The organism is Parapedobacter composti (assembly GCF_900112315.1).
Lineage (GTDB): Bacteria > Bacteroidota > Bacteroidia > Sphingobacteriales > Sphingobacteriaceae > Parapedobacter > Parapedobacter composti.
In genome coordinates this window covers 248,558-271,517 of sequence record NZ_FOLL01000002.1, presented here as the reverse complement: position 1 = coordinate 271,517, position 22,960 = coordinate 248,558, and the positions used below count along the sequence as shown (strand labels likewise).

General features: G+C 48.2%; 16 protein-coding genes. 11 read left to right on the top strand and 5 right to left on the bottom strand.

The annotated features are described in order from the left end of the window. The first annotated feature begins 192 nt into the window (after positions 1–192). The 9 genes from BM030_RS04225 (at position 193) to BM030_RS04185 (ending at position 13,291) form a co-directional block, all read left to right on the top strand. Positions 193–798, top strand: coding sequence for an RNA polymerase sigma factor (locus tag BM030_RS04225; protein WP_090971467.1), 606 nt, complete (start codon positions 193–195; stop codon positions 796–798). Positions 799–892: 94 nt separating this feature from the next. Further along, a complete protein-coding gene (locus BM030_RS04220) occupies positions 893–2,131 on the top strand; it encodes a FecR family protein (protein WP_090971464.1) in 1,239 nt (412 codons plus the stop codon). 267 nt (positions 2,132–2,398) lie between these two features. Then, positions 2,399–5,734 carry a TonB-dependent receptor gene (locus tag BM030_RS04215; protein WP_211657530.1) on the top strand — a complete coding sequence of 1,112 codons (3,336 nt, stop codon included), beginning with the start codon at positions 2,399–2,401 and terminating at the stop codon, positions 5,732–5,734. Between the two features lie 27 nt (positions 5,735–5,761). Next, the gene (locus BM030_RS04210; protein ID WP_090971707.1) at positions 5,762–7,375 is read left to right on the top strand and encodes a RagB/SusD family nutrient uptake outer membrane protein; all 1,614 of its coding nucleotides are present in this window, start codon (positions 5,762–5,764) and stop codon (positions 7,373–7,375) included. A 70-nt stretch (positions 7,376–7,445) separates the two neighbouring features. After that, positions 7,446–8,597: a SusE domain-containing protein gene (locus BM030_RS04205; protein WP_211657528.1), complete on the top strand. Its 1,152-nt coding sequence runs from the start codon at positions 7,446–7,448 to the stop codon at positions 8,595–8,597. Between the two features lie 23 nt (positions 8,598–8,620). Continuing rightward, positions 8,621–9,805, top strand: a complete 1,185-nt coding sequence (locus BM030_RS04200) for a glycoside hydrolase family 76 protein (protein WP_244518671.1) — start codon at positions 8,621–8,623, stop codon at positions 9,803–9,805. Positions 9,806–9,830: 25 nt separating this feature from the next. Next, a complete protein-coding gene (locus BM030_RS04195; RefSeq protein WP_090971458.1) occupies positions 9,831–10,988 on the top strand; it encodes a glycoside hydrolase family 76 protein in 1,158 nt (385 codons plus the stop codon). Positions 10,989–11,029: 41 nt separating this feature from the next. Beyond that, positions 11,030–11,563 carry a gluconate 2-dehydrogenase subunit 3 family protein gene (locus BM030_RS04190; protein WP_244518668.1) on the top strand — a complete coding sequence of 178 codons (534 nt, stop codon included), beginning with the start codon at positions 11,030–11,032 and terminating at the stop codon, positions 11,561–11,563. Positions 11,564–11,575: 12 nt separating this feature from the next. Further along, positions 11,576–13,291 carry a GMC oxidoreductase gene (locus tag BM030_RS04185; protein ID WP_090971457.1) on the top strand — a complete coding sequence of 572 codons (1,716 nt, stop codon included), beginning with the start codon at positions 11,576–11,578 and terminating at the stop codon, positions 13,289–13,291. A 6-nt stretch (positions 13,292–13,297) separates the two neighbouring features. Here the strand turns inward: BM030_RS04185 and BM030_RS04180 are convergent, their stop codons facing one another. The 4 genes from BM030_RS04180 to BM030_RS04170 are packed head-to-tail and all read right to left on the bottom strand — an operon-like array spanning position 13,298 to position 16,351. Then, on the bottom strand, positions 13,298–13,798 hold the full coding sequence (locus tag BM030_RS04180; RefSeq protein WP_090971455.1) for a cupin domain-containing protein: 501 nt from the start codon (positions 13,796–13,798) through the stop codon (positions 13,298–13,300). A gap of 57 nt (positions 13,799–13,855) precedes the next feature. Then, positions 13,856–14,017 carry a FeoB-associated Cys-rich membrane protein gene (locus BM030_RS19620; protein ID WP_139215808.1) on the bottom strand — a complete coding sequence of 54 codons (162 nt, stop codon included), beginning with the start codon at positions 14,015–14,017 and terminating at the stop codon, positions 13,856–13,858. A gap of 3 nt (positions 14,018–14,020) precedes the next feature. Then, positions 14,021–16,105, bottom strand: a complete 2,085-nt coding sequence (feoB, locus tag BM030_RS04175; RefSeq protein WP_090971453.1) for a ferrous iron transport protein B — start codon at positions 16,103–16,105, stop codon at positions 14,021–14,023. A 3-nt stretch (positions 16,106–16,108) separates the two neighbouring features. Then, the gene (locus BM030_RS04170; protein WP_090971449.1) at positions 16,109–16,351 is read right to left on the bottom strand and encodes a FeoA family protein; all 243 of its coding nucleotides are present in this window, start codon (positions 16,349–16,351) and stop codon (positions 16,109–16,111) included. Positions 16,352–16,530: 179 nt separating this feature from the next. Here BM030_RS04170 and BM030_RS04165 point away from each other — a divergent pair, with 179 nt between their 5' ends. Further along, complete coding sequence (locus tag BM030_RS04165; RefSeq protein ID WP_090971447.1) at positions 16,531–18,426, top strand: ATP-dependent DNA helicase; 1,896 nt, start codon at positions 16,531–16,533, stop codon at positions 18,424–18,426. Between the two features lie 46 nt (positions 18,427–18,472). Further along, positions 18,473–21,358, top strand: a complete 2,886-nt coding sequence (locus tag BM030_RS04160) for a DEAD/DEAH box helicase (RefSeq protein ID WP_090971445.1) — start codon at positions 18,473–18,475, stop codon at positions 21,356–21,358. Here BM030_RS04160 and gltX read toward each other — a convergent pair. Further along, a complete protein-coding gene (gene gltX, locus BM030_RS04155; protein ID WP_090971443.1) occupies positions 21,339–22,871 on the bottom strand; it encodes a glutamate--tRNA ligase in 1,533 nt (510 codons plus the stop codon). The genes BM030_RS04160 and gltX overlap by 20 nt on opposite strands. Between the last annotated feature and the right edge of the window lie 89 nt (positions 22,872–22,960).

The window sequence follows — 22,960 nt, the reverse complement described above, 5'->3', positions numbered from 1 at the left end:
GTAGGGGCGTCCCTTTGAAATTTAGCGCTGGATTATACTTCTTAAAATTGGACGTGGGCACCTGTTGGAGACGTCGCTTATATCAGAAATCCCATTTGAATGGTACTGCGATTTTGCACCATGTTTGAATCCAAAGTAATTTGGGTTTACCCGTTATTGTATTTAACTTAGCTTCCAATAACTAAATTTATAATGCCTGAATTAAATGGATCTAAGGAAAGGGAGATGTTGCTTGCTTTAAAAGCAGGCAGTCATCAGGCATTTGAATACTTTTATCATCATTATAAACGTCGTGTTTATTATGGTCTTTACCGGTTGGTGCATCAGTCGGAAGTGGCTGAGGAACTGACCCACGATGTGTTTCTCAAAATATGGCAATTGCGAGATACAGTTGATGCCAATAAATCCTTCGGGGGATTTCTCAGGCGTATTGCAGGAAATCTGGCTGTAGATTTTTATAGGCGAGTCGCTTTGGACAGGCGTGCTGAGGAAGAATTAATTCACTTGGCTACTGCCCATCACGGGACGTTGGACGAGGAATTAGAATGGGGTGAGAACTTTAAGCGCATTCAGACTGCATTGAATAAATTACCCCAAAGGCGCCGCGAGATTTTTATTTTATGTAAACTCGAAGGTAAGCGTTATGCAGACGTCGCTAAATCGTTCGGTATCGGTGTCGGTACGGTAAACGACCATATCGTGAAAGCCACTAAATTTATTAAAAACGAGCTGGCCAAACACCCTGATGGCTATTTGTTATTGCTGCTCGTGGCGGCGTTTTCGTTTTTAAACGATTAATAATCAATGAATTTTAGATCTCGATCTAAAAAAATGGAAAACGGAGCATATGGAATAAGCCGGCTGTCCGTATATTCTCGTAAACCGATTATAAATGCGCGATTGGAACGAGCTTTACACCCGTTATTTGAATAAGCAGTGCAGTGAAGAAGAAGTACGTATGCTGTTGGAGCACTTCCGTTTAGAAGGAGCAGCGTCTGAGCTCTTATCGCGCATACAGACGGAATTGGCCCGAACCAACATCCCCGAGCGAGATACCCCCGAAGTTTCAGCCGCTTTTCGGCGTATCCATCATCAATTAACAAAACAAATCAACAGCGAAACCGACGAATCGCCCAAGGTGAGGCGATTCCGATGGATACCGTATGCAGCAGCTGTTATTTTGGCTGTTGGTGTCGGGATGCTGGGTTTGGAATATGGGCAGCGAAATCAACAGCATTTCTTCGATGCAACAGACATCGGCCCGGGTGGTAATAAGGCGACGCTCACGCTGGCCGATGGCCGGATAGTCAACTTAAGTCCGGGTCATGATGGAATTATCGTAGGTGATGAGGTGACATACGGAGACGGTAGGCTTGTAGTTGGCTTCGACAGTGGAATAACGGCAGGTGAGGCAAAGGGAACGGGTACCATACAGCCGTTGCTATTAACCACACCGAGAGGAGGGACATATAAGGTCGTTCTGTCGGATGGAACCAAAGTTTGGCTCAACTCGGCGAGTACGCTTCGGTATCCCAGTCGATTTGTAGGGAACGAGCGAGTGGTGGAGTTAGAAGGTGAAGCCTATTTTGAAGTGAGCAAGCAAACGCAACAAGCAACGAATGATTTGGCGATGCAAACCAAGCCGACGCAATCGCAGAATATGCCGTTTCGGGTGAAGAGCAAAGGACAGACAGTAGAAGTTCTCGGCACCCAGTTTAACGTTTCGGCTTATCCAGACGATAGGGAAATGAAGACAACATTGGTGGAAGGACATGTCCGTGTAATGTTGGCGTCCGACTCAAAATCGTCGTTCAGCCTCAGGCCTGGTCAGCAAACCATCGTTCGCGGCTCTGCTGTCGACATTCAGCACGTAGATGTGACGACTTTTGTGGCTTGGAAGGAAGGGCTGTTCAGCTTCAACGAAACCGAGCTCCAGACCGTGATGAACCAACTGAGCCGCTGGTATGATGTGGAAATAAACTATCACGGGGACATACCACCCACATACTATTACGGCGCCATCAGCCGTAACGAAAACCTTGCCAGTGTTCTTAACTTGTTAAAAGAAAGTGGCTTGAACTTCAAGGTGGCTAAAGAAAACGGAACCAATAAACTCGTCGTGCTCCCTTAAATGGGAAGAAGATAACCAACTATATTAAACCAAAGAAAGGAGGAATGATGCATACGCGATTACAAACCTGACACCCCACCGGCAATTTACGGAAAAGCCGGACAATGCTGCGAACATTATCCGGCAACCGTTGGCAATTCTTAGGACAATGCTGCGTTTAGCAGCGGGTGAACGTTAATCCATAAAAATACCAAACAAGACAAACATATGAATTTAAGTTCGTGTGTTAAAGGACGTTGTTGGCCTTTAACCTATCGATGCCTAATTATGACGAAGTTAGCGCTATTTTTTGCATGTGGACTGGTTCTACAGGTCTCCGCAGGCGTGTTTGGCCAACAAATCACATTGGAGGTCAACCATGCGCCGCTCAACCAAATTATGAAATCGGTACAGGAACAGAGCGGTTACCTGTATCTATTTAAGGGTAAGGCAGTTGCTCAGGCTACAATATCTGTAAACTTGCAGAGAGCCAATCTTGAAGAAGCCTTGGAACAGGTGCTTACCAGGAACGGGTTTGATTGGACAATCAACGGGAAGACCATTGTGATTCGAGCCAGTGATCGCCGCGTGGAAACAGCTACGCTCATTGAGAAGAAAAGCCAACAGGCAGTTAGCGGAACCGTAAAAGACGAATACGGCAATGCCATAGCAGGGGCTACAGTTGCTGTGAAAGGAACAAATCGGGCCACGTCTACAGACATGAATGGTGCATTTACTATCACGGTAGATCATCGTCAACAGCTGTTGGTAATCAGTGTTTTGGGGTTTGATCGACAGGAAGTGGTTGTGGGCGATGCTAAAACGATTGAAGTCGTCCTTAGTGGGGCAGTAAGCGACTTAGAGGAAGTCATCGTGATTGGCTACGGTACCACAACACGGAAGCGAGTGGCGGGCGCCGTTGATCAGGTAGACAATAGGCTAATCGAAAACCGTCCGGTAGCTAACATTACGCAGGCACTACAGGGAACGGCACCCAGCTTAACGATTCAGCAGCGTAGCATGAACCCTAATGATAATACCATGAATATCAACATAAGGGGCATTACTTCGATGAACAATAATGATCCGCTTATTGTTATCGACGGAATGATAATGAATGATGTTGGTTCTATGAACTTGTTAAACCCGAATGATATCGAAAGTGTATCGGTATTGAAAGATGCCGGAACATCGGCTATTTACGGATCACGCTCCGCCAATGGCGTTATTTTGATTACCACCAAAAGAGGTCGGTTGGACATGAAGCCCGTGATTACGCTGAATTCCACATTGGGTTCCCAGAATCCGGACATATTGCTTAAACCGGTAAAAGGTTATCAAAATGCATTGTTGCGTAATGATTCATACGTAAATGCTGGCTTAGCCCCGGTATATACAGCCGATGAGATCTTCGCTCTCGCACAGGGCGATAGCGAGTGGGGGTATAGCGCTATCTTGAAAAATGCGCTGCAACAAAGCCATAATTTGAGCGTACAGGGCGGATCTGCCAACACGTCTTACAATCTTTCTTTCGGGTATTACGACCAAGAAAGTAATTTCAAAGGCCAGGATTTTGGCATAAAACGCTATAATTTTCGAAGTAATCTGGTGTCAGACATCGGTCGTCTTAAATTGACCACGCTCTTGGCCTATAATCGGCAGGAAGGCCGCTCAGACCGGGGAGGGCTGTGGCTCTCTGACGCAATGCGAGTTCCTACTTACAACATGTATAGTCTTTATCCAGATGAGCAGGGTAGGTATTACAATAACAATATCACCAATATGGGCAATTATCTGGCCACATTGTATCACGGCGGTTTGACAACCACCGACAACGACCATTTTCAAGGTATTGTCTCTGGAGATTTGGATATCTGGAACGGGTTAACGGCTAAAGCGGTGATTGGTTATGACCTTCGACCTGAACACCGACTCATCAAGCGAGCTTACTATCCGGTGTATGATTATCAAAACCGAAATATCATCGTCAATGAAAGTGCTTCAAATGATTATAGCATTGAAGACTATAATGGTAAAATTACCATGCTGAACACCCAGTTTTTACTCGACTATAACCGGACGTTTGCCAATGTACATCAAGTGACAGGCATATTCGGGTTTACTACTGAGTCGTATCGTAGTGAACGCAACGAGATTAAGCGCTTTTTTGTAGATGATTTTTATCAGGATACTGATGAAACCGTTTATAGCACGGATAGCTATAATACACCGAACGGCTTCGGCGAGCGGGCACTGTATTCGTGGCTTGGGCGCATCGGTTATTCTTATGGCGAGAAATATTATGCTGAAGTTAGTGGACGGTACGACGGATCGTCAAGATTCGCAGATGGACGGCGTTGGGGTTTTTTTCCGTCCGTATCGTTGGGATGGTGGATAACGGAGGAAAATTTTTTCTCGTTTTGGAGAGACCGTATCGGAGATCTTAAAATTCGGGGATCGTATGGCGTATTGGGTAGTCAATCGGTAGATGATTACCAATTTTTGACTACCTATGAAATCTACCAAAACCAATATGGGTTCAATAATACATCTGTAACGGGCACGGGATATACATTCGGCAATGCGTTGCTGACATGGGAAAAAACCGCTACATTCAATATCGGAGTCGACGCTTCATTTTTTAAAAATACGTTGAATGTATCGTATGACTTTTTCAACAAGTATACGACAGACATTTTATTGACACCGCAAACTCCGAAAACTTTGGGGGGTGCCGTCCCGAAAGCCAACATTGGTGAGATGCGTAACCTGGGATGGGAGCTGTCTGTTAATTATCGTCTTCATCACGGAGATTTTACTCATTTATTTGGAGCTAATATCGGCGATTCTTTCAATAAGGTAATGAAGTATGGGGATCAGGAGATCGCTAAGTCGGATGAGATAGAACGTATCATCCGTGAGGGGGTGCCACTGTACAGTTATTTTGGTTTTCGTACAGCTGGATTGTTCCAAAACTACGAAGAGATCCGGAATGCGGCGTTGCCCATCGGTGCAAATGTGCATCCAGGTGATGTAAGGTATGTAGACCGCAACGGGGACGGGATTATCGACGACAATGACAGGTTTATTTTAGGTAACGCATTCCCTCGTTATGTTTTTGGCTTTAACTATTCGTTTGAGTGGAAAGGACTCGGGTTCAGTATGCTTTGGCAGGGGGTCGGCAAGCGCGATATGGCATTGCGTGGGGAGATGACTGAACCTTTCCATGGCGATTACTACCGGGTGATGTTCGAGCACCAATTGGATTATTGGCATCCCGGAAATACGGGAGCCAGCAGACCACGTCTGGTAAACAACGCTTCACCTTCCTATGCATATAATTATGGTCGGGCTTCTGACCTGAACGTCTATGATGCCGCCTATGCACGATTGAAGGATATCCAGATAGGTTATTCGCTTCCGACGTCGCTTGCAAATAGGCTCGGGGCGAGCCGAATTCGTGTTTATGCATCGGGTCAAAACCTGTTAACATTCACCAAAAACGGCTTCATTGATCCCGAATCGTCTGAATTTGGGAATAGCATGAACGCCGCGGGAGCAAACAGCGGCCGAAATTACCCGACGTTAAAGTATTACGGAGGGGGACTTGAATTGCAGTTCTAACGAGTAAGAATCTTAAATGCTATGTATATGAAGATATTTCTAAAAAGGGTTTCCGGTTATACCATGACCAGCTTGGTTGTGCTGGCATCCTGCGTAGGATTGGATGTAACCCCCACGGACAAATTTACCGATGAAACCTATTGGACGACGCCCGAGCGGGCTGCGTCTTTATTGAATATGGCTTATCGCCAGATGAATGACCCGGGACGCGTTTTCCGCGATGAGCGGCTAAGCGATAACTTGTATAATGGTTACGGCAATGATGATGTGCGGGTGATAGCCAATGGACAGGCTACCGCTTCAACCGCTTTATTCGATAATTTCTGGGGCGACGCTTACGCCGGAATCAAAACTACCCACACCTTTCTCGCTAACGTTGATCGGGTGGGCATGGATGAGGGACTGGCCTCGCGCATGAAGGCCGAAGCCCGTTTTATCCGTGCCTTTTTGTATTTTCAGTTGACCAACTGGTATGGCGACGTACCGTTCTTCACAGAAGACATTGACTTGGAAACCGCACGGACAATCAGGCCCACCCCGCAAGCTGAAATTATATCGTGGATACACAGTGAACTGGAAGAAATTGCCGAGATATTGCCAAGCAAGGAAGAGTATAGCGCTGCAGACCGTGGGCGGATTACTTCCGGTGCGGCTGTCGCTTTAAATGCCCGTGTGGCGTTGAATTTTAATGATTGGTCGCGTGTGAAGACGTATACGGAGAAGCTTATTAATACGAACGATTACGGACAGTATGCGTTATTCCCCAACTACGGAGAGTTGTTTTACAAGGTGAATGAATATAACGATGAAATCATCCTTGACATTCAGTATGTGCCGGTCGATCGTACGTGGAATGAAATCGCTGTATATGTGCCATTCAGCCTTCCGTTGGTGGAGTTTACCCTGGCTTCGCCTACACAGGGACTGGTAGATACGTACCTGATGAAAGACGGCAGCAAGTGGGATGAAACCAAACATGCTTATGAAAACCGTGACCCACGCATGGACATGACGATTGCACGGCACGGAAGCACCGTAAGAAGAAAAGACGGCTCCAGCTACACCATCAATGTGGATCCGAATGACCCTAATAATAATTCGCTTGACCGGATTGGAAGGGAAAATGGTGGGTACACAGGTTACTTTTACCGTAAATATTATGACCCCAACCCAGAGGCTTGGACAGCAGGCTCAACATGGTCATGTAATATTAACTTCATTACGCTTCGTTACGCGGATGTGTTGCTCATGTATGCAGAAGCCATGAATGAATTGGGCGAAATGGATGCAGCTGTATGGGATAAGACTATTCGCTTGCTCCGCCAACGGGCAGGACTTGACGATACCCCATTGGCATTGGATTTTCCCTCGGCTGGTGACCTGCGCCAGATTATCCGTGACGAACGCCGGGTTGAGCTAGCACTTGAAGGAACACGTGTTTACGATATCCGCCGATGGAAAATCGCTGAAACGGTAATGAATGCGCCATTCCGAGGAGCCAAATTTGACAGAAGCAGTGGTACATTGGATTATTTTTCTTATGAACACAATAGTTTCAATGCAGATCGCGATTACTTTTGGGCTATTCCTCGACAACAACTCACCATAAATAATAATTTAGGGCAGAACCCTGGGTATTGACCGTAATGCGTTTAAATAAAAAGCAATGGAGTAAATAATTATGAATCAAACAGTTGTAAATAATATAATTATGAAATGTCATATAGGAAGGCTGCCTTTGTTGGCGTTTATGTTAGCATTGATGCTTTTTGCCGGATGTGCTGAAAAAACCGAGTTTAGGAACGTTATGGTAACTGAAGTTCCGAATTTTTATGAGCCTGCGGACAATCGCTATTTGGTACTGCAACCTGTGGGTAATCTGTATTTTGAATGGGAACGGGCAAGTTCGGAAGATAATAGTATCGTCTATTACGACTTGTTATTTGACCGGCCAGAAGGGGATTTTTCGTCGCCTGTATATGTGGTGCCATCCGATAATCGAGGGATTGGTACAGGTGCTACGCTTTCCCATAGTACGTTGGATAGGATTGCAGCGATGATGGGTGTGGAGCCCGGCATGGAAGGAGCCTTCAAGTGGACGGTGCGATCTAGCCGAGGGCTTAACCAAGTCGTTGCTACCTCATACCGCACGATAACGGTTGTCCGGCTTACCAGTGTTCCCGCTCTTCAGGCTGGTGAATTACTCTATATTGCAGGTGAAGGAGCCGAGGAAGGCCAGCAGGTAAAAAGGCTTAGTGAGCATATTTATGAAATATATACTCATCTTGAGGCGGATAAACCTTATTATTTTTACTCGGAGCTTGGCGGCAATCGTCGGACGTTTACGGTGGTAAAAGAGGACAATACTTTCCGCGAAACATATGATGCCCCTGAAGGAAGTACGGTCTCCGCATCGGGCGAATACCGGCTTAAGCTGGACTTTGAAACGGCGGTGGTGACCATTCAGCGAGTCGATAAAGTCGAAATACGCGTGAGCTGGACATCCGCAAAAGAAGCTTTTCAATATGCGGGTAAAGGAATATGGGAATTGAAGGACTACAATGTAAGGCTCACGTCAACCGACTGGGGTTTTGACGAGCGGTACAAAATCATTTTTACAGTAAACGGAGTTGAAGAGGAATGGGGACAAGCGGGCACGTTCTATGACCCCCGGCCAAGTATAGATAGACCAGGATACCGCGATATGGCTCCTACTGAATCGGGGCAATGGGCCGGAGCACAATTCAAATTCCCTAATGAGCTATGCGATCCTGGCAACCTTAGCCGGTATTATACAGATGTTCGTATATCAATGACCGCTGAAAGGAATTATACGCACGACTTTTTAAATATCAGAGACTAACGATTTATGATATAAGGAACAAGATGATGAAGAAGCTGTTTTATGGAATTGCATGCGTAACGGTATGGGGCGCATGTGGTTCATACGAAGATGTCTATATCGAGACCAAGCTGTTTCCGGACTACAGCTGGATCGCAGCAGTCGATAGCAGTACTCCGGCATTCGTGTCGCGTTACTGGAACACAGAACACCATTGTTTTAATAACACGTTTAATGGCGAGGTAGTGTGGAATGACTATTGGCCCGAAGCTCATGGGCTGGATGTGCTGGTAGATGCTCACCTCCGAACTAACGATGAGCGATATAAGCAGGCCATTTTTGACTTTTATGAAGGGGTCCGGAGGAAGAATTGGTATAGCAACAATTGGGAGAATGAGTTTTACGACGATATGGGCTGGCACGGACTGGCCCATATGCGAGCATTGGAGGCTACGGGTGATGAGCGTTATGCAAACTCAGCTCGCGACTTATGGCACTGGATTGTCAAGGGGTGGACAGATTACCAAGGCGGAGGAATCCAATGGCGAAAGCGGTCCGATGAGTTGGGAGATGACAAGGGTATTCCCGCCAATGGCCCGGCGGCCATTATCGCAGCACGCCGCGCTCAACGCTATCCCGATGAAGTTGTAGACGGTTTGACAAACGTTGAATGGGCTCATCGTATTTACGACTGGATGAAGTACAACCGCACGGTATTGTCTACCGGGCGGGTTTTTGAGCATATTGACAACACCAATGGCGATTACTCCTACAATGTCGGTACGTTTATTGGCGCAGCCCTTGAATTATATGAAATAACTCAGGATAAAGTGTACCTGAATGACGCTATAAAAGTAGCCAACTATCACATATCAGCGAATATCAATACAGTAAATAGGGTGATGACTGATTTTGGCGAGCAACACGGAAATGGACACGGCCATGATGTGAATTTGTTTAAGGGAATATTTGTTCGGTACTTTACGCTGCTTATCCGGCATCCTGACTTGCCAGAAAGCGATCGGAGACGTTTCATTGCCTTTTTAGAAAACAACGCAAACTATCTGTGGACTTTCGGGACGCAAAAGGCACCTGCTATCAAATTCAGTTATCGTTGGTGGGAAATTCCTTCAGACAATGAGACATGGGGCGATTTACGCTCGGCAATCAGCGCAGCAACAACGATCGAAGCTATGGCTTTGCTGGAGCGGGAAGGATTCTTAAATTAAGTGTTTTAGGTAAGCCGTAAAAGAGATGAAATATTTGATTGGTTGGTTGGCATTCATGGTATGGACCGCGGTTGCAAATGCACAACAGCATCCGTCAATCGTACAAGCAAAAATAGTGTTGGATGCTGTATATACGCTGTATTCGACTGAAAATAGCCCCCTGCTCCGCGAAAACTTTCCTCATGACAACAACTACCGGGCAGATTACCTTGTTGCGGATGGAACAGGTTCATCCCCTAACCGATATGCTTACCTTTGGCCGTTTTCGGGCACCTTATCGGCGGCAAGTACCTTGTTTGCTTATACAAAAGACGCCCGCTACCTGACCTTGATAGACGAACGTATCCTGCCCGCCCTCCAACAATATTATGATGATAGCAGGACACCCGCCGCTTATGCCTCATACATCCGATCGGCTGGAGTTTCTGATCGGTTTTATGATGATAACATCTGGCTGGGTATTGATTTTGCCGAACTGTACCTGCACACCGGCAGGAAACAATACCTGGATAAGGCCAAGGAAATCTGGGCTTTTATATTGAGCGGGCAAGACCAGGTGCTGGGTGGGGGAATTTATTGGTGCGAACAGAAGAAAGAATCGAAAAACACCTGTTCCAATGCCCCAGCCGCCGTATTTGCGTTGCGCATGTTTGAGGCAACGAAAGACAGCGCATTTTTGGAACAGGGCAAAGTTTGGTATACTTGGACAAAGCAGCGCTTGCAGGATCCCGCAGACGGCCTCTATTGGGACAATGTGCGCGTCGATGGGCGTGTAGACCAACGGAAATATCCCTATAACAGTGGGCAGATGCTTCAAAGTGCGGCGTTACTATATGGTGTTACGGGGGATGCTACTTACCTGAACGATGCGCAACGTATCGCCAAAAGCGGCTACGACTACTTTTTTGACGATACAGGGCAGCCGTTTAGACGGTTAAAACGCAGCGATAACTGGTTTATCGCGGTCATGCTCAGGGGATATGTTGAGCTCTACCGTTTAGACGGCAACGGCACATATCTTGATGCGTTCAAGCAGAGCCTCGATGATGCCTGGAAAAGCGGCAGGGATGCAAATGGGCTGTTCGGTAAAAATTGGAAAAACAGCCCCAAAGAAGGGTCCCGCAAATGGCTGTTGGATCAGGTAGCCATGGTTGAGATGTATGCAAGAATGGCCGGATATTAAGTTTTTTTTTGTTATCTTAGCTCACCGTTTTGGTGTTGGAGATGATTGAAAAAAAAATAAACAGAAGAACCGCACTTCGTAACTTTCTTTTTATCGCCGGAGGGTCCTTGATCCTTCCGGCTTGTTTCCGCGAATCGGGAAAAGCCAGTATCGCCTTAAGTAATATCACCGTTAGTGAAAAAGACGAGGAGTTACTTGCAGCGCTGGTCGAGACGCTTATCCCTGCCACTGATACCCCGGGCGGCAGGGAGCTTTTATTACATCTTTTTGTACTGAAGATGGTGGATGACTGTCATAACCCCGACGAACAGCGGGCATTTTCGGAGGGGCTTTCCTCCTTTGCCGGCTGGTCTGTGCGGGAACTGGGAGGGGATTATGCCGATGCAGATCAGGAGAGGCGTCTGGCGTTGCTCAGCCGTGTAGAAGAGTCAGGAAATGGCGCTATCAAACAGTTTATGGGAATAACGAAACGCCGGACCATCCAAGGCTATATGAATTCTCAGTATGTAATGACCAACTTGGTAAAATATGAGCTCATACCGGGTCGGTATAATGGCTATGCGGCAGCTACCTAACGAATAATTAAAATGGCAAATATTGCAGTAGATAGTGTGAAGGAACGGACGTTCGACGCCATCGTCATTGGTTCCGGTGCCAGCGGTGGCTGGGCGGCCAAGGAGTTTACGGAAAAGGGCATGAAGACCCTGGTGCTGGAACGGGGGCGCGATGTAGCGCATGTGAAGGATTACCCTACCACCAATTTGTACCCCTATGAGTTGGAGCATCGGGGGGAAACGACCTATAAAGACAAACAGGCCAACCCTATTGCCAACCGATGCTATGCCTATAAGGAGGATACTGCTCATTTTTTTGTGAAAGACGATGAACATCCGTATATTCAGGAAACGGATTTCGATTGGATTAGAGGGTATCAAGTTGGGGGTAAGACGTTACTGTGGGCGCGGCAGACCCAGCGGTGGAGCGAGTATGACTTTGAAGGCCCCGCACGTGACGGGTTTGCGGTTGACTGGCCCATCCGCTATCGGGACATTGCGCCATGGTACAGCCATGTGGAGCGCTTTGTAGGCATTGCCGGCAACCGGGACGGCCTGACCACGCTTCCCGATGGCGAGTTCTTGCCAGCTTATCCGCTTAATGCGGCTGAAGATCATTTCAGACAGGCCGTAGCCAAGCATTATTCGGGTCGTCATGTAATCAGTGCGCGATGTGCTCACCTATCCAAACCCCAACCCATCCATATCCAACAGGGCAGGGTACAATGCCAGAACCGCACGCTGTGTCAGCGCGGATGTCCATTTGGTGGATATTTCAGCAGCAACGCGTCTACCATACCTTGGGCACAAAAAACAGGCAACCTAACACTTCGTCCGTTCTCCGTAGCGCATTCCATTCTGTATGATAAGGAAATAGGTAAGGCCACAGGCGTAAGGGTGGTGGATACCCGTACCAAAGAGACCATTGATTTCTTTGCCAAGGTAATCTTTGTGAATGCATCCACGCTGAACACTAATTTAATTCTGCTTAATTCGGTTTCCGACAGATTTCCCAACGGGTTGGGTAATGACAATGGGTTGCTCGGAAAATACATCGCCTTCCATAATTATACGGCGCGGATCAGTGCCGAATATGATGGATTGCTTCAGTACAAAACCGATGGCCGAAACCCGGCAGGGGGCGGTTATATCCCTAATTTCCGGAATGTGCAACGACAGGAAACCGGCTTTCTGCGTGGTTGGGCTGCTGCATTCGGAGCCAGCAGGCATGAGCAGCGCAACACAGAAGGAGCGGGGGTAGCGCTTAAAGAGGACCTGTTGAAGCCGACGTTGAGTAACTGGAGGATACACTCCCATATGATGGCGGAAACTATTCCCAAGGAAAGCAACCGTGTATGGTTGGACACCGATAAGAAAGACGCTTGGGGGGTTCCGTTGCTGCATATTGCCGTTGAATACGATGATAGCGACTGGGAACGTCGCCAGGATTATTACGATCAGATGCGCGAAATGTATGAAACGGCAGGTTTCACCAATATCAGAACGTCAGACGATAATCGCCGGCCGGGCAACGATATCCATGAAATGGGCGGTGTACGGATGGGACATGATCCCAAGACTTCCCTGTTGAACAAGTGGAATCAATTGCACCATTGCAAAAACGTATATGTGACCGACGGCGCGTGCATGACTTCAACGGCCACGCAAAACCCAACGCTTACCTATATGGCACTCACTGCCCGGGCCGTGGACCACGCTATGCAGGAGTTAAAAAAAGGCAATTTATAGCAACCCTTACCTGCCGAAGTCGTCCTGTACCCTCACGATGTCGTCTTCGTCTGAAGGGTTGTCGGCATCAGTATGCTGCCAGATTTCGGCAAGCACGCCCCACTCATCCAGTCCCACAAGGCGATGGCGCTCCCCTTGGTTAAGGCGGATAACATCACCCGGATTCAGGATTTGCAGTTCGTTCTCCTCGTCGGTGGCACTGGTAACCACTCCTACAATGCCGCGCACCACTTGCCAGATTTCGGCACGGCGGTGATGGTATTGCCAGGAGAGGCGCTTGCCTGGGGCGACGATGAGGATTTTGGGGCTGAGTTTACCCGCTATTTTGAGTTCCTGCACGTCAAGCCCGTTGAAATAAGTATTGGCAAACTGCTGTGCTTGTGATTCATCGATTACGAAGAAACCACCCCACGGACGGGTTTGGTCTTGCTGCACGATTTGGAATCCTTGGTCGCTAAGTATTCCTTCTATTTCCTTGAAAAGGTCTTCCTTTGCTTGGTAAGTCATTGGTTTATCTTTTGAAGCGGCTAATATATAGAAACCTAACAGGTTTTCAAACACCTGTTAGGTTTTCAACGGTTTTGTTTCACTGGTGAAGGCACAGCCACAATCCTTGGAGCAGGCTTTTCCGCCTTTGAATGAGCGCCTCGTGCGCCGTACCAAATAGCCTACTGCTATCAGGAATAACGTGCCGATGACAAGGTGTTGAATGACGATTGCTTCCATTGTTTATTTCAATAGTTGGTATGCGAGTAAAGCTGCAAGATACGCAAACCCGGTCATAAACGCCAACTGGATGAAGGTCCATTTCCATGAATTTGTCTCTTTCCTGACAATCGCTATGGTGCTCATGCATTGCATGGCGAATGCATAAAAAAGAAGCAGCGATATTCCGGAGGCAAAGTTATAAGCCGGGCGTCCGGTAGTGGGGTTGATTTCCGCGGCCATCCGTTCACGGATGGTCAGTTCATCATCCGTACTACCAAGGCTATAAACAGTTGCCATGGTGCTCACAAACACTTCCCGGGCGGCAAACGATGATATCAGGCCGATGCCCATTTTCCAATCATAACCTAACGGTTCGATGGCTGGTTCAATGAAACGGCCCAACGTGCCGAGAAACGAATATTCAAGCTTCTGGGATTGTACTTCATTTTCGAGTACTTCCTCGGTGATTCCTGGATTCTGGGCTCGTACAATAGCTTCGGCGTTGGTAAATTGCTCGCCGATACCGAAAGTGCCCAAGACCCACAGGATGATACTGATGGCCAGGATGATTTTTCCAGCTCCCAACACAAAACCCATCGTCTTATCCCATACGTTTAATGCCACATTTCTCACTACTGGATACTTATATGTTGGCATTTCAAGGATGAGGAAACTTTTGTAATTGGTTTTCATGAGTTGTTTCAGTACCCAGGCGCTCCCCAGCGCGGCCGCTATGCCTAAGATATACATGCCAAACAGCACAAGCCCCTGTAGATCGAGCCCTATTACCTGCTCCTGCGGAATGACAAGCCCGATGATAATAATATAGATGGGAAGCCGCGCGGAACACGTCATGAATGGGGTAACGAGAATGGTAATCAGCCGTTCTTTATCATTTTCGATCGTCCGTGCAGACATGACCGCGGGAATGGCACAGGCTGCGCCGGACATTAGCGGTACGGCACTTTTCCCACTGAGACCGAACGGCCGGAGCCATCGGTCCATAAGGTAGACAACACGGCTCATATAGCCGGATTCTTCCATGAGCGATATGAATATAAAAAGTATGGCAATTTGGGGAATGAAAATGACAATCCCGCCAATGCCGGCGATGATGCCGTCGGTCAGCAAGCCATTGAGGGGTCCGGCCGGTAACTGCTCACTCGCGCTGGCCGAAAGCCAGGCAAAGGCGTTGTCTATCGCATCCATGAACGGCCCGGACCAGGTATAGATGGCCTGGAAGATCAGCAGCAGCAGCACAAAGAACACTACGTATCCCCAGACGGGATGAATCAACAGCTTATCGAGACGTTCCGTAACATGTTCGCGTTTTTTTGCCGGATCCTTAATGATGTGGGTAAGCTGACCGTTCAATTTGGTGTGTCGGGCCAGCGTCTCCTGTATCTGCAAACGGTGGGGATTAATCTTGTTTTTCCGCTGGATGGCGGCAATGGCAGCGGCTTCTTTTTCAGCTAAATGGTTGTTGCGCCGTTGCGAAAGGTGCAGCCAAGCCATGTAATCGTTTTTTAAGCCCAGCAGCTCTTTTACTTGCTGCGCTGCATCGCTATATTCATCCGGAATGGAAAAAACGGGCTCATGATCGCCGGGCCGGTGCTGCAAAGACGTCTTCAGCGCTTCAATACCCTTACCTGAACGGGCATCGGTTAAGATGACTTTTGTGCCCAGCACTTTTTCCAGTTTATGGGCATCTATGGAAAGTCCAGCACGTTCGGCTTCATCCATCATGTTCACTACAAAGATGGCCGCAAGTCCCATTTCTCGGATCTGCTGGTAAAGCAATATTGCGCGCTTTAGGTTAAACGGCTCGCCGACAACGACGACCAGCTCCGGATGGTTCGGGTTGGCAGGATCTGCCAATACCTCATATACCACTTCTTCATCTAATGACGAAGGGTGTATACCATAAGCTCCGGGTAGATCAATGACCCGGTATCGGGCATGTCCATGTGAGAAATTTCCCGTTTTCTTTTCTACGGTTACTCCCGGATAATTACCTGCTTTTTGCCTTAATCCGGTTAATCTGTTGAATACGGTGGATTTTCCTACATTGGGGTTCCCAACCAAGGCAATCGTTGTTTCCGTCATGTTCTATGGTAAGGATTCAATTAAAATAAGATCCGCTTCAGCTGTACGCAATGCGATGGCATTCGGGTTGTCTTTTATATAAATGCAAATGGGGCCATTGAATGGCAACCGTTGTTTCATCGTCAATACAACACCCGGCAGTAGCCCCATTTCATACACTTTAATGGGCACTTCGTGCGAGCGGTAGCCGGTGATAACTGCTGATTCTCCCTTTCTTAAAAAACAGATGGATAGCGGTGGGGTCATGGTACTCCTATTTGCTTGCAAGCCCCAAAGGTACTAATTTATATTGAATCTAAACGAACGTAGGGAGTTTTGGCCTCCTGCTCCCAGCCTTGGATATGCAAGCGAGCTCCCGCTCGCATTTCCAAAGTTCGTTATATTCCTGTATCTTTGAAGGAGGTGCCGTATCTATTACCTAAGAAATGAGTGTTTTCGATACCCAAAATTCCACGTTCCAGCAAGCGCTGTCGTTTATCAATCATACCAACCGTAACTTGTTTTTGACCGGAAAAGCCGGCACAGGAAAGACCACGTTACTTAAGTATGTCCGTGAGCATTGCCACAAAAAGATGGCTGTGGCCGCCCCCACGGGTGTGGCGGCCATGAACGCAGGCGGAACCACGCTGCACGCGCTTTTCTGGTTGCCCTTTGGCTTGTATATCGAAGATTATGAATTAGCATGGAACGACGATGATAGCCACATTTATAACAAACGGCGCCTGTTTGGCAAGGTAAAGCTGACCAAGCAGCGCCGTGCCCTGCTGCAGGAGCTCGAGTTGCTGGTTATTGACGAGGTCTCTATGCTTCGGGCGGATACGTTGGATGCCATAGATGCCATTCTGAAGACGGTTAGGCGCGACGCAAGGCCTTTCGGTGGGTTACAGGTGTTATTCATAGGTGACTTATACCAACTGCCTCCGGTAGTGAAAGACACCACATGGGAGGTCATGAGCCGATATTATTCCAGTACATTCTTTTTTGACGCCAAGGTTTTACGCGAACATCCGCCGGTATTGCTGGAACTGAAAAAGATATATCGGCAGAGCGATCAAGCTTTTATTGATATGCTCAACAACATCCGGAACAATTGTTGCACACCGGAGCAGCTGGAAGCACTGAACCGCTACTACCAACCGGATTTCACGCCGTCCAAGGCCGAGCCTTATATAACGCTGACTACCCATAACCACCGGGCTGATGCCATAAATCGGAGGGAGCTGGATGCCCTGCCGGGAAAACACATAGTATTACGTGCAGCAATAAAGGACGATTTTCCTGAAAGTCTATATCCGGCCGACGCAGATTTGGCGCTGAAAATAGGGGCCCAGGTGATGTTCATCCGTAACGATAGTGGGGAGGACCGTCGTTATTATAATGGCAAGATCGGCTACGTTAAACATATCGATGCTTCCGGCGATGCCTTAATCGTGGACTTTACCGATGGCAGCGAGGCGGTGGAAGTGCGGCGCGAAGCTTGGGAAAACATCCGCTACCATTACGATAAGGTAGATGACCGGGTCAACGAAGAAGTACTTGGTACGTTTGCACAGTTTCCGTTACGGCTGGCATGGGCCATCACCATTCATAAAAGCCAGGGACTTACATTTGACAGGGCTATTGTAGACGTAGGCAATTCTTTCGCGGCCGGCCAGGTATATGTGGCGTTAAGCCGTTTGCGGACGCTGGATGGGTTGGTGCTGCTTTCACGGGTTTCTGCCCATAATATACGGACCGATGAACAGGTCGTCCGCTTTTCCAGCAACGCGTTGCCGGACGAACAGGTAGCACAACTATTGGAAGCATCGCGGCGGCATTATGTGGGGCTCCTGCTGCTTAAGGCTTTTGCGTGGGAACGGATAATGGACACGGTAACTGCACTGAATGCGTACAGGCCGGCACGTACCGCGGCACGGAAAGAAACCGCCGTATTTATTCAGGCGTTATACAAGGCTTGCGAGGCCTTGAAAGACGTAGCCAACAAATTCAGGAACCAACTCGATGGATTGCTCAATAAGTCTGAACATGCAGATTATAGGAAAATACATGAACGTACCACCAAGGCCGCCGAGTGGTTCCTGCCCCAGATAGATGAACAGCTGCTTGCTGTACTGCATCATCAAATTCAGGCAGGTAACACCAAAAAACGCGCGAAGAAATACCTCGGCGAACTCAACGCCCTACTGGCGGATGTTAAACATAAAAGAGAACAATTACGGCAGTGCGTGGCCATCACCGAGGCATTGGCTCAGGGGGATGCCTTGCAGGATATCATCGTTAAAGCCGATGGATTGGCTAAAAAGACTTTCGATATCGCCTAATTTCTGTATCTTTATCGCCCTTATTTCAGATACCACACGTTGTTAGATGCAGCAAATCGATACCACACAGCCCTATGAATTGGTTTATTCCCTTTGCGAACACCCGTACCTGGGCTATTTGATTGAGCCCCATGTGGTGCAGCTCAATCCGAATGGCGGCTATTCGCTGACGCATAGGCGGGTGTTTAGCAATACCTCGGCCGATTACGACAAGGTTTTAGACCATACTGATCATAAATTAATCAAGCTGCTGGAGGAGATAGAGCAAACCAACATCATCAAGCGGTACCACAAGAAGCCGGTGCGCCCGGTGGATTTTTTTACGAAAATTTTCGATCAGAAATTTTTTGATTATATCAGGCCAAAAATAGAACGGCGGTTACTGCAAGCGTTGGAGTTGCTACGCGATAAGCCGCTGTTCCTGATGGGCAAAGATGGTTATGCTGCCGAACAGCGGATTGAAATCGCTCCAAGGCCAGCATCGGTATTGTTCCATTTTAGGCGTAATGGCGAGGAAACCCGATATTTCCCCACCATTAAATATGATGGGCAGCGTATCGAGTTCATGTACAAGGATGCTCAGGTGGTTGTGAACCAGCAGGCTTGGTTGTTGCTTGAAAATGTGCTTTATCATTTTGATCAACCTTTGGAAGGGAAAAAGCTGTCGCCATTTTTACAGAAACGGTACATCTCCGTGGCTCGTAGCACTGAACGCAGGTACTTCGAAACGTTTGTCCGCGGACTTATTGAAAAATATCATGTTTATGCCGAGGGGTTTTCCATAGAAACCTATCAACACAATGCTGTACCGATTATCAAACTGCTGTATGTAGAGAATGGTGTTTCCCAGCTGCAGCTGAACTTCCGCTACGGTCCATATCTTTTTGCGTCGGGCGGTGAAAGCAAAGTAACCGTACGGATGCAGTATGACGAGACGGCCGATCACTATACGTTTCATCGCATCAAGCGCTCGCTGCAGTGGGAAGAAAACCGCTTGCAGGAACTGCTGGATATGGGATTGCACCGTGCCAATGCTCTTTTCAGTAATCTGGAGCCACGGGAGGATGCTGATGATGCACTATCCGTGATGGACTGGCTGCGCAATCATAATGAAGAGCTCCAGCGGCTGGGGTATGAAATTGTACAGGAAGATCCGAACAAGCGCTTTTTCTTCGGCCGTACAGAACTGGATCTTTCCATTGATGAAAGCAATGATTGGTTTGATGTGCAAGCCATTGCACGCTTCGGAGACTACGAGATTCCCTTTACTGAACTGCGCAATCATATCTTAAACGGTATCAAAGAATTTGTGTTGCCCAGCGGTGAGGTCGCCATTACCCCCGAAGAGTGGTTTGCCCGGTATAACCACCTGTTTCAGTTTTCGGACAACAAGAAGCATATCAGGCTAAGCAAATATCATATCGGATTGCTCCAAGACATCACCGAGCATACTGAACAGGTGATGGGAAGGCGACTGCAACGCTTAGCTGAATTTGAAGCTATTGAGGACATCGCAGAGCCAGCGCAGTTCAACGGATCGCTACGTCCCTACCAGAAGGCAGGTTATAACTGGTTCCACTTTTTGCAGCGATATCAGTTCGGCGGTTGTCTGGCCGATGATATGGGGTTGGGTAAGACAATCCAGACCCTGGCATTTCTCCAGAAGCAGAAAGAAATTCAAGCCGCTGCTGAAAAGCCTTCCACATCACTCATTATCATGCCCACGTCACTGGTTTACAATTGGCAGAACGAGGCAGACAAGTTTGTGCCTGACCTGCGCATATTGGTGCATACCGGTGTAGGGCGCTCAAAAGATCCGGCCGTGTTTGAAAACTACGATCTGGTCATTACCACTTATGGCATTGCCCGCAGCGATGAAGCATTATTGGGCGCGTTTTATTTCCATTATATTATTCTCGATGAAAGCCAGATTATCAAGAATCCGACATCGAAATCGTTCAAGGCTGTGCAGCGCCTGAAAAGTAAACATCGTCTGGTGCTTAGCGGTACGCCTGTGGAAAACTCCGTGGCTGACCTGTGGTCGCAAATGGCTTTCCTTAATCCCGGCCTGCTGGGCAGCTATCATTATTTCCAACAGGAATTCGTACAACCCATAGAGAAGAAAAAAGATGAGGAGAAGGCAAAACGCTTGCAGGCAATTATCAAGCCTTTTGTGTTGCGCCGTACGAAAAGCCAGGTGGCCACCGAACTTCCGCCCAAACTGGAGCAGGTATTTTACTGTACAATGGGAACCGAGCAGGCCGAACGATATGAGCGGGTAAAGTCTGAATACCGTAATGCCATCCTCGAAAATATGGGTGATGAAAAGGCCAAAGCCCCGCAAATAGCCTTGCTACAGGGATTGATGAAGCTACGGCAGTTGGCTAATCACCCGCGTATGGTGGACAGTTCGTTTAAAGGCGAATCCGGCAAATTCGAGAGCGTTATCCACACGCTGGAAACAGTATTGCAGCGCGGAAACAAAGTGCTGGTCTTTTCGCAGTTTGTGAAGCAATTGGTCATATTCAAGCAGTACTTTGATCGGCATGGCATCGGCTATGCGTACCTGGACGGCGCCACGAAAAACCGGGACGAGGAAGTGAAACAGTTCCGCGAAAACGAAGATACCCGGCTTTTCCTGATCTCAATCAAAGCGGGCGGGGTAGGGCTGAATCTCGTGGAGGCCGACTATGTATTTATCCTTGATCCATGGTGGAATCCTGCCGTTGAGCAGCAGGCCATAGACCGCACGCACCGTATCGGGCAAACCCGCAATGTCTTTATTTACAAGTTCATTACAAAAGACACCGTGGAAGAGAAAATACTGGCGTTGCAAAACCGGAAGAAAACCATCGCCGATACGCTCATTACCACCGAAGAAAGCTTTATCAAATCGCTTTCTCAAGACGATATCAAAGAGTTGCTCCGGTAAAAGCCGTTAACGCCTGCTTCATCCGGGATACCGTTTCTTCCCTGCCCAGCAGCGCGGCGATGTCAAACACATGCGGGCCGAATTTACCGCCCACCAACATAATACGGAAAGGGAGCATCAACTCGCCCATTTTCATGCCCGATGCATTGATGGCCAGCTTGTAGAAGCTTTCCAGTTCCGCACTGTGCCAAGGGTCGAAATTTTCCAGTTTATTAATCATGTCCAGGAAGAAGGCCGTTTTTTCTTCGTTCCATTTTGGTAGCACGGCCTGCAGATCGTAGTGTTCCGGGCGCCGGAAGAAAAACGATGCCTGGTCCCAGAAATCAACAAGCAGCGTCAAGCGATCTTTAACCAAATCGAGTACGTCAGCAAGGTAGTGCTCGTCGGTATCTGTGACACCATGGGCCGCAAGTATCGAGGCCGCATGCACGGCGAGTTCATGGGTTGCCGTCCGCCGTATCCATTCCTGGTTAAACCACTTCGCTTTCTCAAAATCAAATTTAGCCCCCGCTTTACTGATGCGGTCGACCGAAAATCTGGCTATCAATTCATCGAGTGAAAACAACTCCTGATCAGTACCGTCATTCCAGCCCAGTAGGGCAAGCATATTCACAAACGCCTCCGGCAGGAACCCCATTTCACGGAAGCCTTTGGTCAGGTCGCCCGATTTTGGATCCTGCCAATTCATGGCATATACCGGGAAGCCCAGGCGGTCGCCATCGCGCTTGCTGAGTTTGCCATGACCATCCGGTTTGAGGATAAGCGGTAGGTGCGCCCATTGCGGCATGTCCTGCCGCCATCCAAGGTACTCCCACAGCAGCAAATGTACCGGAGCGGAAGGGAGCCATTCTTCACCGCGGAACACATGGCTGATTGCCATTTGATAATCATCTACCACCACCGCAAGATGGTAAGTGGGCATGCCATCGGCCTTGAGCAATACCTTGTCGTCCACCAGTGAAGATTCAAAACTCACCACGCCACGGATCATGTCGTTAAAGCTGATGGTTTCGCCTGCAGGCATCTTGATCCGGATAACATGGGGATGGCCCTCCGCAAGCAGCCTTGCCGTTTCCTCGGGAGCCAAGCTAAGCGAATTACGGAGTTGTAATCGGTTTTCATGGCTATATTTGAAGTTGGGTTGTGTTGCCCGGAGTGCATCCAGTTCGGCTGCCGTATCGAACGCATAATAGGCATAACCATCAGCCACAAGCTGTTCTGCATACGCCCGGTAACGTTCTTTGCGTTCGCTTTGGCGGTATGGGCCATATTCGCCGCCATGTAAAGGGCTTTCGTCCGGCGCTATGCCGCACCATTTAAGGCATTCCTGGATATATTCTTCGGCACCCGGCACGAAACGGGCTTGGTCCGTGTCTTCAATGCGCAGCACTACCGCACCTTGGTGTTGCCGGGCAAATAGGTAGCCGAACAATGCTGTGCGTACACCTCCCAGATGCAACCCTCCCGTGGGGCTCGGCGCGAAACGCACCCTTACTTTCCTGTCTTGATCCATGAGGCAAAGATAAAAAATGCATGGGGTGAAACGGCCATTTAAAACTGAATTGTGTATTTTGGCGAAAATTTAGTAGGCAGTGAATCGGT